This is a genomic window from Acinetobacter pullicarnis (genome assembly GCF_006352475.1).
Taxonomy (GTDB): domain Bacteria; phylum Pseudomonadota; class Gammaproteobacteria; order Pseudomonadales; family Moraxellaceae; genus Acinetobacter; species Acinetobacter pullicarnis.
The window spans coordinates 1,861,342-1,874,724 of record NZ_VCMZ01000001.1; the positions used below are offsets into that span (position 1 = coordinate 1,861,342).

12 protein-coding genes are annotated in these 13,383 nt (G+C 40.5%); 8 read left to right on the forward strand and 4 right to left on the reverse strand.

Annotated features, from left to right (window positions below):
* The first annotated feature begins 2 nt into the window (after positions 1-2).
* Genes rseP through lpxA form a run of 6 tightly spaced genes read left to right on the forward strand, consistent with a single transcriptional unit; the run spans position 3 to position 6,768 of the window.
* Entirely contained in the window at positions 3-1,358 is a 1,356-nt protein-coding gene (rseP, locus tag FD716_RS08200) for an RIP metalloprotease RseP (protein ID WP_139851845.1), read from the forward strand.
* Positions 1,359-1,398: 40 nt separating this feature from the next.
* Entirely contained in the window at positions 1,399-3,891 is a 2,493-nt protein-coding gene (bamA, locus tag FD716_RS08205; protein WP_139851846.1) for an outer membrane protein assembly factor BamA, read from the forward strand.
* Between the two features lie 44 nt (positions 3,892-3,935).
* Positions 3,936-4,421 (forward strand): OmpH family outer membrane protein, encoded by a 486-nt coding sequence (locus FD716_RS08210; RefSeq protein ID WP_139851847.1) that lies wholly within the window; start codon positions 3,936-3,938, stop codon positions 4,419-4,421.
* Between the two features lie 3 nt (positions 4,422-4,424).
* The gene (gene lpxD, locus FD716_RS08215; RefSeq protein WP_139851848.1) at positions 4,425-5,495 is read left to right on the forward strand and encodes a UDP-3-O-(3-hydroxymyristoyl)glucosamine N-acyltransferase; all 1,071 of its coding nucleotides are present in this window, start codon (positions 4,425-4,427) and stop codon (positions 5,493-5,495) included.
* 2 nt (positions 5,496-5,497) lie between these two features.
* Entirely contained in the window at positions 5,498-5,983 is a 486-nt protein-coding gene (gene fabZ, locus FD716_RS08220; RefSeq protein ID WP_139851849.1) for a 3-hydroxyacyl-ACP dehydratase FabZ, read from the forward strand.
* On the forward strand, positions 5,980-6,768 hold the full coding sequence (lpxA, locus tag FD716_RS08225) for an acyl-ACP--UDP-N-acetylglucosamine O-acyltransferase (RefSeq protein ID WP_139851850.1): 789 nt from the start codon (positions 5,980-5,982) through the stop codon (positions 6,766-6,768). The genes fabZ and lpxA overlap by 4 nt, the downstream gene beginning before the upstream one ends.
* 136 nt (positions 6,769-6,904) lie before the next feature.
* Here lpxA and FD716_RS08230 read toward each other — a convergent pair whose 3' ends face one another.
* Positions 6,905-8,539: a long-chain-fatty-acid--CoA ligase gene (locus tag FD716_RS08230; RefSeq protein ID WP_139851851.1), complete on the reverse strand. Its 1,635-nt coding sequence runs from the start codon at positions 8,537-8,539 to the stop codon at positions 6,905-6,907.
* A 563-nt stretch (positions 8,540-9,102) separates the two neighbouring features.
* On the opposite strand from FD716_RS08230, the gene FD716_RS08235 reads away from it, so the two are divergent.
* Entirely contained in the window at positions 9,103-9,312 is a 210-nt protein-coding gene (locus tag FD716_RS08235) for a hypothetical protein (RefSeq protein WP_139851852.1), read from the forward strand.
* A gap of 42 nt (positions 9,313-9,354) precedes the next feature.
* Here FD716_RS08235 and bioB read toward each other — a convergent pair whose 3' ends face one another.
* The 3 genes from bioB to FD716_RS08250 all read right to left on the reverse strand — a co-directional run bounded on the left by bioB (position 9,355) and on the right by FD716_RS08250 (position 12,337).
* Positions 9,355-10,344, reverse strand: coding sequence for a biotin synthase BioB (gene bioB / locus FD716_RS08240; RefSeq protein WP_139851853.1), 990 nt, complete (start codon positions 10,342-10,344; stop codon positions 9,355-9,357).
* A gap of 282 nt (positions 10,345-10,626) precedes the next feature.
* Positions 10,627-11,739, reverse strand: a complete 1,113-nt coding sequence (gene queG / locus FD716_RS08245; protein WP_139851854.1) for a tRNA epoxyqueuosine(34) reductase QueG — start codon at positions 11,737-11,739, stop codon at positions 10,627-10,629.
* Positions 11,740-11,806: 67 nt separating this feature from the next.
* The gene (locus FD716_RS08250) at positions 11,807-12,337 is read right to left on the reverse strand and encodes a lecithin retinol acyltransferase family protein (protein WP_139851855.1); all 531 of its coding nucleotides are present in this window, start codon (positions 12,335-12,337) and stop codon (positions 11,807-11,809) included.
* A 281-nt stretch (positions 12,338-12,618) separates the two neighbouring features.
* On the opposite strand from FD716_RS08250, the gene FD716_RS08255 reads away from it, so the two are divergent.
* A complete protein-coding gene (locus tag FD716_RS08255) occupies positions 12,619-13,374 on the forward strand; it encodes a phosphodiester glycosidase family protein (RefSeq protein WP_228714927.1) in 756 nt (251 codons plus the stop codon).
* The last annotated feature ends 9 nt before the right edge of the window (positions 13,375-13,383 follow it).

Genomic DNA, 13,383 nt, shown 5'->3' on the forward strand with positions numbered 1-13,383 from the left:
GTATGAATGTTCTTTTTATTGTTTTTGCTGCAATTATGCTTTTAGGGCCGCTAATTGCGATACACGAGTTTGGGCACTATTGGGTTGCAAGAAGGCTAGGTGTTAAAGTCTTGGTATATTCCATTGGATTTGGCCCAAAACTAATAAAATGGACATCTAAAAAAACCGGTATTCAATATCAGTTGGCTGCTTTACCTTTAGGTGGCTATGTCAAAATGCTCGATGAGCGTGAAGGCAATGTTAGTGCAGAAGATCTGCCTTATGCCTTTAATCGTCAAGCGCCATGGAAACGCATCGCGATTGTTGCTGCTGGGCCACTGATCAATTTATTGTTTGCAGTGATCTTGTTTTGGATTTTGTTATTGCCAGCGCAAGAACAGTTGAATACCCGCGTTGGTAAAATTATTCCAAATACACCTGCTGCAACCATGCAAATGCAGGCAGGTGATAAAATTGTTGCGATTGATGGAAACCAGACTGAGACTTGGGAGAAGCTTCATTTTGCTTTAATTAATCGTGTGGGGGAAACAGGCGCAATTCAAGTCCAGGCGGATCGCGCTGGTGAACTGAAACAGTTTAATTTACCCATTAGCCATTTCTTAAAAGATCAGAGTCAATCCCCATTAGATACGTTGGGTTTTTTACCGTATCGACCTGAAATTCCTGCAATTGCAAACAGACTGACTGATGATGGTGCGGCAATACGCCAAGGCATGCAGGCAGGTGATAAAATTGTTGCGATTGATGGTGTACCAATGAAAGATTGGTTTGATGTGGTTGAGGTGGTACAGAAATCTCCTGAAAAATTATTAAATATTGAAGTATTGCGCCAAGGACAATTGGTGCAACTGGCAATTATGCCGCAAGGTAAGCGTGACAAGGCTGGCAATCTAAAAGGAATGCTCGGTGTTGAAGCGAAACAAGGGAAAATAACGATTCCTGCTGATTATCAGCAAATTATTCAATATAATCCTGCAGAGGCAATGCTGAAGGCATTTGAGAAAACAGGACAATTGTCTGCAATGATTTTTAACTCTATGGTTAAAATGGTTCGAGGGTTAATCGGCTTAGATAATTTATCTGGACCAATTACCATTGCAAAAGTTGCAGGTCAAAGTGCTGAGATGGGATGGCAAACATTTATTGGCTTTATGGCATTAATGAGTGTTAGCTTAGGTATTTTAAATTTACTACCCATTCCAATGTTGGATGGTGGTCATTTGGTCTACTACATCATAGAGGCAATACGGGGTAAACCTGTATCTGAACACGTACAAATTGTTGGACTGAAAATTGGGATGGTACTGCTTGGAAGTATGATGCTCCTTGCAATATTTAACGATTTTATGCGGTTATAATATAATCGTTGGAAAATTAACTTATTGGAAAATAATAGGCATGCAGCACTCACATTTATTTATGCCACTTGCACTTGTTAGTGCGATGGCAGCAGTACAGCAAGTATATGCAGCGGATGAATTTATCGCACGTGACATTCGTGTAGATGGTTTGGTTCGTCTAACACCAAGTAACGTGTTGACAATGTTACCCTTAAATAGCGGTGATCGTATTTCGAATCCGGATATTGCTGAGGCAATTCGGGCGCTGTATGCAACCAACCTTTTTGATGATATTAAGGCAAGTAACGTCAATGATGTCTTGGTTTTTTCAGTGGTTGAACGTCCCGTTATTTCTCAAATCAACTTCAAAGGGAATAAGTTAATTCCGAAAGAAGCATTGCAAGAAGGCTTGAAAAAAATGGGCTTGGCTGAAGGCGAAGTCTTAAAAAAATCTGCCTTGCTCACTTTGGAAACTGAGTTAGAACAACAATATGCACAACAAGGTCGTTATGATGCCACGATTAAAGTCGAGACTGTTGCACGACCAAATAACCGTGTTGATTTAGATATTATCTTTGACGAGGGTAAGGCGGCTAAAGTCTTTGATATTAATATCATTGGCAATACTGTTTTTAAAGAAGATGAGATTAAGCAAGTTTTTGCTGTGAAAGAAAGTGGTTGGGCTTCGGTCATTACCCGAAACGACCGTTATGCACGTGAAAAAATGGCTGCCAGTATCGAAGCATTGCGAGCATTATATCTAAACAAGGGCTATATTAATTTTGATATTAATAGCTCAAATTTAAATATCAGTGAAGATAAGAAAAATATTTTTATTGAAGTCGCAGTGAATGAAGGCGAGCAATTTAAATTTGGTAAAACCAAATTTTTAGGCGATGCACTGTATAAGCCAGAAGAGCTGAATGCATTGCAAATCTATAAAGATGGCGAAATCTATTCGCAAGAAAAAGTAAACGGTGTAAGACAGCTACTCTCTCGTAAGTATGGCAATGCAGGCTATTACTTTGCTGAGGTCAATGTTGTTCCTGAAATTAACAATGAAACACATATTGTTGATTTAAATTATTATATTAATCCAGGTCAGCAAGTGACAGTACGTCGCATTAATTTCATGGGGAACTCAAAAACAGCAGATGAAGTTTTACGCCGTGAAATGCGTCAAATGGAAGGTGCTTTAGCCAGTAATGAGAAAATTGAACTTTCTAAAATTCGTTTAGAACGGACTGGTTTCTTTAAGATGGTTGATGTTAAGCCAGTGCGTGTACCAAACTCACCAGACCAAGTTGACTTAAACATCAATGTTGAAGAGCAGCACTCAGGCACCAGTACACTGGCTGTGGGTTACTCACAAAATGGTGGTGTGACCTTTCAGGCGGGTCTGAGTCAGACCAACTTCTTAGGAACAGGTAACCGTGTTGCGATCGATTTATCGCGTTCAGAGACACAAGATTATTACAACTTAAGTGTGACAGACCCATACTTCACCATTGATGGTGTGAGCCGTGGCTATAATATGTACTACCGTAAAACCAAACTGAACAGTAGTTATAACGTTAATAACTATGTCACAGACAGTTTGGGTGGTGGTCTAAACTTTGGTTATCCAATTGATGAAAACCAAAGTATCAGTGCTGGACTTAATATTGACAACACCAAAGTCACAACCGGTCAGTATGTATCGACCTATGTGCGTGATTATTTGTTGAAAAATGGTGGAAAAACCAAAAGTTATGGTGAGCGTTGCTTGGATGAACCATTGCCGGCAGAGGGTCAACCTTGTATAAAAACCGAATCATACGGTAATGCATTCGAAGGTGAGTTTTTAACCTATAACCTAAACTTAGGTTGGTCATATAACACCTTGAATCGTCCAATCTTTCCAACCAGCGGAACCATGCATCGCGTCAATGCCGAGATTGCGTTGCCGGGCAGTGATGTTGAATATCAAAAAGTGGTGTATGACGCACAGACCTATTTCCCACTTGGCCGAGATTTTGTATTACGCGGTTATGGAAAACTCGGTTTTGGTAATGACCTGCCGTTTTATAAAAACTTCTATGCCGGCGGTTATGGCTCAGTGCGTGGTTATGACAACAGTACCTTAGGTCCAACCTATCCAGCTGTTGTTAATAATGAAACACACCAACGCGACTATGATCCTGAGGAAGTGGGTGGTAATGCTTTGGTACAGTTTGGTACCGAATTGGCTTTCCCTGTACCGTTTAAAGGCGATTGGGCGAGACAGTTCCGTCCAGTTATATTCGCAGAAGGCGCACAAGTGTTTGATACCCAATGTGATGTACAGTCGGGTCAACTTTATTTAAATGGTTCTAGCACCGGTGTTGATGCCAAACAATATTGTAAAGATAACTTTAACTTAGACTTTAATAACATGCGTTATAGCGTCGGGGTTGGCTTTACTTGGATCACCATGATTGGGCCATTATCACTGAGTTATGCATTCCCATTGAATGATAAACCAGGTGATCAAACCAAGACTATTCAATTCGAAATTGGTCGTACTTTCTAAGTGCGACTTTCATAGCAATAACTAAACTTTTTAAAAGGTTCAAAATGAAAAAGATCAATTATGCAATTTTGGGTGTAGCACTCGGTTTGTCTAGTATGGCAAATGCAGCTGGTTATGGGGTTGTTGATTTAGCGAAAGTGGCTGAAAGCAGTAGTTATTTAAAACAGCAAGAAATGAGTATGGAGCAAGCTGTTAAACCACAGACGGCTAAGCTTGAGCAGCTTAACAAAGAGATTGAAGCTTTAAGAGAAAAAGCACAGGCCAAAGGTGCGGATCAACAGCAGTTGGGTACGCAGTTTCAAGCAAAAGTAACTGAATTTCAGTCGATTCAACAAGCTGTTCAAAGCAAAGTACAATCGACTATGCAAAATACCAATAAGACCTTTGAAGCACGTGTAAAGCAAGTTGCAGAGCAGCTTCGTCAAGAAAACAGTCTAGATATGGTATTTAATAAAAGTTCTGCTTTAGCTTATGATCAAAAATTTGATTTAACTGATAAGATGATCCAAAAGGTTAACGCAATTAAATAATCTATGATGTCTACTCAGTATCCTTTAGAAAAATTGGCTGAATTGGTCAATGGTGAGCTTGTTGGCCAAGCTCACCTCCGTATTCGTGGTCTTGCAAGTTTAGACCAAGCACAAGCACAGCATATTTCATTCGTAAATGGTGAAAAGTATCTACAGGCCGCACGTGATTCACGCGCTGGCGCGTTGATTGTGACCGCGAATTTAAAAGATCAATTGCCTCAGTCTCAGAACTTCATCGTTGTAGCAAATGCTTATTTGGCCTTCGCAATCTTGACCCACGCTTTTGAAAAGAAAGTTACCCAGCGTGGCATTGAGCATACAGCACAAATTGCGACATCAGCTGTAATCGCGGATGATGTTTATATTGGGCATTATGTGGTCATTGGTGAACACTGTGTGGTGGGTGAGGGGACGATTCTACAGTCTCATGTTACCTTGGATGATGGTGTCGAATTGGGCAGAAACTGTCTGATCGAATCGCATGTCAGCATCGCTGGTGCGGCGAAATTAAAAGATCGTGTGCGTATTCACAGCAATACTGTGGTTGGTAGCGAAGGTTTTGGTTTTGCACCTTATCAGGGAAAATGGAACCGTATTGCTCAATTGGGTTCGGTTCATATTGGGAACGATGTGCGCATCGGCTCAAATTGTAGTATCGACCGCGGTGCGCTAGATGATACGATGATTGAAGATGGTGTCATTATTGATAACTTAGTGCAAATTGCGCATAACGTGCATATTGGTGAAAATACTGCCATTGCAGCAAAATGTGGGATTGCTGGAAGTACTCGTATTGGCAAAAACTGTACACTCGCAGGGGGTGTCGGCATCGTAGGACATATTCAAATTGCAGATAATGTGACGATTACAGGAATGTCAATGGTTACAAAGACTATTTTAGTGTCTGGTAGTTATTCTTCGGGAACGGCATTATCTGAAAGTTCGCAGTGGAAAAAAGCAGCGGTTCGTCTCCGACAATTAGCAGATGTGCCATTGACCAAGATAGTCAAACAACTTGATCATATGCAGACTCAAATCGAGTCCCTTGAAACCACCTTAAAGTTGCGTAAATAATTATGACCGAGTCTAAAACTTTGCCTTTCGCTATTCCTAAATTACCGATGGACATTCAAACAATAAGAAGTTACTTACCACATCGCTATCCATTTCTATTGGTTGATCGTGTGATTGAAGTGACCGAAAATGGAATCACTGGCTATAAAAACGTTTCAATTAATGAAGAGTTTATGCAGGGACATTTTCCGGGTTACCCTATTATGCCAGGCGTGCTTATCGTTGAGGCGATGGCACAAATCTCTGGTGTTCTCGGTTTTATTATGAATAATGAAACGCCTAAACCAGGTTCATTATTCCTATTCGCTGGTGCGGAAAAAGTACGTTTTAAAAAGCAAGTAGTACCCGGGGATCAGCTATTGTTGCAATCTGAGCTTATCATGCAAAAATTAGGTATCTACAAGTACAAATGTACAGCGAGCGTAGATGGCGTGATGGCAGCAACTGCTGAAATTATTATTTCTCATCAGAAATTAGAGCAGGCATGAGCGAAAACGACTTGATACACAACACTGCGATAATTGACTCATCTGCAGAAATTGCATCCGATGTGTGCATTGGTCCATATTCAATTATTGGACCTAATGTCACCATTGGTGCAGGTACCAAAATTCATTCGCATGTTGTGATTGCGGGAAATACCCGCATTGGTATGCAGAATGAAATTTTTCAGTTCGCAAGTATTGGCGAAGTTTGCCAAGATTTAAAATTCCAAGGTGAAGAAACTTGGCTTGAAATTGGTGACCACAATAAGATTCGCGAGCATTGCAGCTTGCATCGTGGCACTATTCAAGATCAAGGGGTGACACGTGTTGGTCATCACAATTTATTAATGGTCAATACTCATATAGCGCATGATTGTATCGTAGGCGATCACAATATTTTTGCCAATAATGTGGGTGTTGCTGGACATGTGCATATTGCTGATTATGTCGTGGTTGGTGGTAACTCAGGGATTCATCAATTTTGTAAAGTTGATTCATATAGTATGATTGGTGGTGCCTCACTGATTTTAAAAGACATTCCTGCTTATGTGATGGCCTCTGGTAATCCAGCCCATGCATTTGGTATGAATGTGGAAGGTATGCGTCGTAAGGGTTGGTCTGCGAATGTAGTTCAGGGCTTAAAAGAAGCCTTCAAAATTATCTATAAGTCAGGTCTGACAGCAGAACAAGCCGTCAATAAGATTCGTGATGAAATTTTGCCTGAAGTACCACAAGCACAATTACTGATTGATTCTGTTGTAAACTCAAAACGTGGCATTTTGCGTTAATTGCCATGCGCAATTAATCGATAAAGTGATCTCTATGATATAAAGATCGCGTTGATAAAAAATCCCACCGTTAAAGTGGGATTTTTTATTGGCTAGAATCTAGAATGAAGTCAATTTGAGTTGATTAACGCTCAATTCATTCACTTTCGATGAGCACTGAACCATACTGTTCACGTAAGTCTTTTTTGAGCATTTTCCCAGCGCCATTTAATGGAATGCTGTTTGCAAAAATGACTTTGTCTGGAATCTGCCATTTTGCAATTTTATCAGCATAATGATCTAAGAGCTGTGCTTCAGTCACAGGGCTATTGGGTGCTTTGACCGCAATGAGAACAGGGCGTTCATCCCATTTGGGGTGCGTTGCTGCAATCACGGCAGCCATGGAAATATCTGCACCGTAATCCAAGGCAATATTTTCCAGTTCAACGGATGAAATCCATTCTCCACCAGATTTAATGAGGTCTTTGGCACGATCTTGGATGGATAAATAACCATCTTGATCTAAAGTTGCAATATCACCGGTATCAAACCATCCATCACTGGTCAGTGCCGATTCTGATTTTCCAAAATATGAATCAATAATCCAATGGCCTTTGATTTGTAGGTTACCAGTGGTCTGTCCATCTGTTGCAAGTGTACGGGTACTATTTTCTTGGTCACAAATACGCAAGCTTGAGCCATACGGTGGTCGTCCTTGGCTTTGGCGGATTTGTGCTTGCTCTGTCTTAGAGAGCGCGTGGTGTTTGGCCTTTAACTGATTTGCAGTACCGAGCGGACTGGTTTCAGTCATGCCCCAAGCATGAATGGTGTCACAATCAAAATCTTGTCTAAAGCTGTGTATCATGGAAGGTGGGCAAGCCGAACCACCGACGACATTACGATTCATACTGGTCAATTTACTGCCAGCAGCTTTTGCAGCACTTAATAATCCTTGCCAAATGGTTGGAACGCCTAAGGCAACCGATACTTTATAGTGATCAATTAAATGCACAAGGCTAGCGCCATCGAGACCGGGACCCGGTAAAATGATGCTACAACCAATCATTGCTGCTGCATAAGGGGTTCCCCAAGCATTCACATGGAACATTGGAACCACGGGCATCATAATGTCGTTGGCAGAGAGATTTAAAGAATCCGGTAGACCAATGGCTAGGCTATGCAATACTGTTGAGCGATGGCTGTAAAGCGCACCTTTGGGATTGCCGGTCGTGCCTGAGGTATAGCACAATGAACTGGCTGTGGTTTCATCAAACTGTGGCCACTCAAAATCAGCTGTTTGCTGTGCAATTAAGTCATCATAAAACAAGGCTTCAGGAAGCGCTTGGACAACATCGGCATCATAACCACCGAAGAAAATAAAATGCTGCACATTTGGAATATGTGCTTTGACGCCTGCAACTAAGGGTAAAAATGTTTTATCAAATAAGATGGCTTTATCTTGTGCATCATTAATAATAAAAATGAGTTGTTCGGGAAATAAACGTGGGTTAATCGTATGGCAAATCATTTCATTGCCAGAGATTCCATACCAAGATTCTAAATGCCGATGATTATTCCAAGCGATGGTCGCGATACGATCATGCGATTTTAAACCGAGTGCATTAAGTGATTTAGCAAAGCGTTTTGCATTATCTGAAATGGTGCTCCAATCGGTGTTTACCATACTGCCATCAGTATTCTTTGAAATGATCGCAGTATCACCGTGATAACGCGCAGCATGTTCAATAAGGCTGCTGATGAGGAGTGGCTGAAACATCATACGTCCGTGCATAAATTATCCTTTTTCTAAAGACAGATCAAATTAATCAATCGCTATTGTTTTACGACCAAAGCTCTGGTCAAAGCGAATGTATATTATCCTAGCGTTTTAACTGATTTAATCAAGTAGCGTAAACTGGTTTTTATAGAATATGACTGAGGATTCAATTAAATAAATAGAACGATAAACTTTGATTGAAGCGATATTTTTGCTTTTATTGATTTTTAATATTTTTATTCAATTAATTTTCTCTAAAAAATCTTGCACTAATCGCAGAATATGATAAATATAGATAATCGTAACATAAGCGACATTGTTGTTTCAGGATGAAACAAGTTAGAAAAATCGATTTGATCGATTCTTAGGAGATTAAAATGCTGCAACAGATTAAACGATTATTTTGTATACATGCTTATGAATATGAGATTGGCGTCAATAAGGTTTTAATCAAAGAGTGCCGTAAATGCGGAGCATGTCATCATTAAATCAGTGGTACTTTAAATTGACTTTGGCGTTCATTGTTTTTGCGCGCTGAATTCAGTTAAAATAGGTTTTTTAAATTAGCCTTTGATGTAATGTCTAAAGATTTTAAATCTCTCACTTATTTGGTTGATGATAATTTCGCAGATACATTGCGTTGGCTTGCTCTACATCAAGATTGTTATGACAGCTTTCATTATGATGTGCTGAAACAAGAGTTATGGGTAGAACATGCTAATGGTAGCGATATTATTCGTATAGGCCATTATTTAAATGCCAACTATGGCATTTTACTCACCTCCTAAAAAAAGCCCTGACGGGCTTTTATTGTTTGTGTTGATCGTGATTTAACTGGCCATGGCATCGATCGAAAGTTCTTTTACGGTTGCTTTGGCTTTTTCAACAATAAGCCCAAGTTTCTGGAACATCTGCTTGTCTTGACCTTCACTTGCATTCGGTGAGGTTAATAGTTTTTCACCAGAAAAGAGTGAATTCGCACCGGCCATAAAGGCCAAGGCTTGGTCCGAGTCAGAAAGTGACTCACGTCCTGCAGAAAGGCGAATATAGCTATGTGGCATGGTAATACGTGCAACAGCAATAGTACGAATCCATTCGGTAAGATCTAGTTTTTCCACATCTGCCAAAGGCGTTCCTTCTTGTGGAATTAACATATTGATTGGCACAGATTCAGGGTGAATTGGTAGGGTAGCTAACTCGTGTAATAAACCAATGCGATCACTTTGGTTTTCACCTAGACCAACAATACCACCACTACAGACTTTCATGCCGGCTTGACGCACATAATCGAGGGTATCGAGACGGTCATCAAAGGTACGCGTGCTAATAATATGTGAGTAATATTCACGTGAGGTATCGAGGTTATGATTGTAATAATCAAGTCCAGCCTCTTTTAATCGTTCCGCTTGTGATCCATTTAACATGCCCAACGTCATGCAGGTTTCTAGTCCCAATGCTTTGACTTCTTTCACCATTTCGAGCACATAAGGCATATCGCGCTCATGCGGATTACGCCAAGCTGCCCCCATACAAAAACGTGAAGAACCAGAAGCCAAGGCAGATTTTGCTTCTTGAATGACTTTTTCAACGGCAATGCGTTTTTCAGCTTCGAGCTTTGATTCGTAGCGCGCGGATTGCGAACAGTATTTACAGTCTTCTGGGCATTTACCCGTTTTAATGGAAAGCAAAGTGCTGACCTGAATGGTATTGGCATCGAAATTTTGGCGATGAATACGTTGTGCCTCGAATACGAGATCTAAAAAAGGTTGGTCATATAAAGCTAAGATTTCTTCGCGAGTCCAATCATTGCGTACTTGCATTTTTTTATCCATTAATCTTGAAAACTTGTTCGATCATACATGAATTATTTGAACTGAACAGGGTCAAAGTGTCCAAATATAATGATTTTTAACGTTTATAAATAACTTTTTTGAGTAAAATTAAAATAATTGATTTAGTCACAGAGTCTTGTTGTTTATGCGGGTTTTCTATGCAAAGTTATTTTTTATAAAATGTAAATTTCTGACTATGTGCAAACAAAAGAATGAGGAACAGGGAAACATTGCAGCTAAATTGAAAATTAAGATTTTACTATAAATCCCTTAGGATGTAGCTAAGTGCTGTATTGATTTATGGTTTTGTTCTTGAATTGCCCAATCAATATGGATTTGCACAATGTCATCATGCAACGATCGCGCTTGTTTTAATTCAGCCACAATTTGCTCGGAATAGGGAGCATTGCCAAGTCCAATCGCGACATTTCGCATAAAGCTTTGAAAGCCAGTGCGTCGAATCGGGCTGCCTTCAGTGCGCTCGAGAAAGCGTTGTTCATCCCATTGCCACAGCTGCAATAAACTGACTTGATCAAGTCCGTGTCGAGGGTGAAAATCTTCGATGCTGGTTGTTTTTGCATAACGATTCCATGGACAAATTAACTGACAATCATCACATCCAAAGACCCGATTGCCAATCCCTCTGCGCAGTTCTTCAGCAATAATACCTTTATATTCAATAGTCAAATAGGCAATGCATTTTCGTGCATCCAGCATATAGGGCTCAACAATGGCTTGGGTTGGGCAGATATCAATACACGCTGAGCATGAGCCGCAATGTGCTGTAGTTGCAGAATCGAAAGGCAATTCGAGTGAGGTAAATAGTTCACCTAGCACAAAAAAAGAACCGGCTTGTTTATTAATTAAAAGAGTATGTTTACCAGTCCACCCCATACCTGCATTTTCAGCTAGTGATTTTTCAAAGATTGGTGCGGAATCTGCAAAAGGTCGGGCTTCAAAGTCACCCACTTTTTCACGTATTTTGGTGGCTAATATTTTTAAACGACCACGCATAGTCTTGTGATAATCCCGTCCACGCGCATAACGCGCAATAATCGCATGATTGGGTGCATCGGGAATACTGCGTGGTTTCGGGGACTCAACCAGATAGTCCATGCGTACACAGATAATACTTTTGGTGCCAGGGACCAGTAAGCTTGGATCCGCACGTTTGTCGAGGTTCTGTTCCAAATACTTCATGTCACCATGATAGCCACGTTTTAAATATTCTTTAAAACGCGCGATTTCCTGTTGCGCATCCGGACGGGCAATTACACAATCGGAAAAACCCAAAGCCAAAGCTTCAGCAATGATCCATGCTTTTAACGATTGCAGATCATTGTTTTGCAGAGGGATAGATTGGGCTGAAAGATTTGAAGACATAGAACTGGTATAAGTGTGGATAAAGCGGCAATGAGTTTAACACAGTGCCGATTGAAAGCTGCGGAGGCTATTTCTTTTGTTGCTGTTTTATAAACAAATAGAAAGGGGTGTTCATTTTAGCTTTGGCTCGAAGCTTCATTTTGATATACAGCACCAAGGCAAAACAGGTGGTGGCAACCGTGAGAAATAGACCATTCATATAACTCATGATTGAGCTGAGATAACCAATGGTGGCTAGGCGATTCATCATTTTGACCACTTGTGGGCTGCTCTCAACCCCTGTAATCGCCCAAGTACATAGATGTTCGCAGTTATTAATAATCAGATGGTAACTGTTTTCATGCATACGGGTACGCATGCGTCTCACTACATTCCGTCCCTTATATTTGGACTGATTATAGGAACGAATCGTGATCTCTTTACCGCGAGCAAACCGCTCTAAGGTAGTCATTTCAATTGGTTTTTTCTTTATAAAATGCGCCAATCCCGAATAGTGGATGACCCGCCCTTTACCTGCATAAATGCCGTGATGGCTATAACCAAAATTTTTTACGATAAGATGTGTACCAAGTGGGTACTTTATTAAGTTTTTCTGCATGTTGGCTTCAATCCAATCAACCCTACACCATATTTTTCATTTGAAAATATGCTGCGAGTATACATGGGTTTTGCCAATTTGTGGCATTCCTACATAGAATTGCGTAACCCATCATGCTTTTGTGCTGTAGCGATTTTCTATAGCTTTTTATTGGGGGATTAAATTGGGAGATTGCACGACAAAATCGTAGCAAGGCTTTGGTGAGGTACATCATCTGACGACTGTTTGTTTTTTAAGTTAAAATTGACGCAACCTAATCCTTATTGATCTGTAGAAGTATGATGAAATCCTTATTTCGTTTAAAAAATTTAAGCAGTTGCTTGGCTTTGTTCTTGGCGGCATGTAGTGAATTAAACACGCAACGGATTCAGCACAATCAGCTTGATGTGGATGTCATTAAAGTCGAACAACGAGAAGATTTAAGATTGTTTTTAAACAATGCGCAGAAACAACCGTATCAATCCTTTAAAGCTGTCGTTGCAGGGTTAAAGACATGCGAGCAGATGCAATTTGCTATGAATGCTGGGATGTATCATCCTGATTTTTCACCGGTGGGGTTATATATTGAACAGGGTGTTCAGTTGAAGGCACTGAATCTTGCAACAGGCTTTGGTAATTTCTTTCTGCAGCCGAATGGAGTATTGGCATGGAATGCACAGCATGCAGTGATTCAAACCACCGCACAATATCAAACTTCGCAGCTGAGTACTGATTTTAAACCGCAATTTGCGACGCAGTCGGGACCGATGTTGGTCATTGATGGCAAGATTAATCCAACGTTTTTAGCACAATCAAATTCGCTGAAAATTAGGAATGGGGTAGGGATTAAAAACAATACGCTGTACTTTGTGATCAGCCGTAACAGGGTCAGTTTCTATGATTTTGCGCAAGTGTTTCAGCAACAGTTAGCAATTGAAAATGCATTGTATTTAGATGGCAGTATTTCCAGCCTATATGCGCCAGAATTAAACCGTCACGATCAAAACGATCGTTTAGGGCCTATTATCGCATGGGTTGATGGCGGTGCTTGTTCCTAAGCTTGGGGT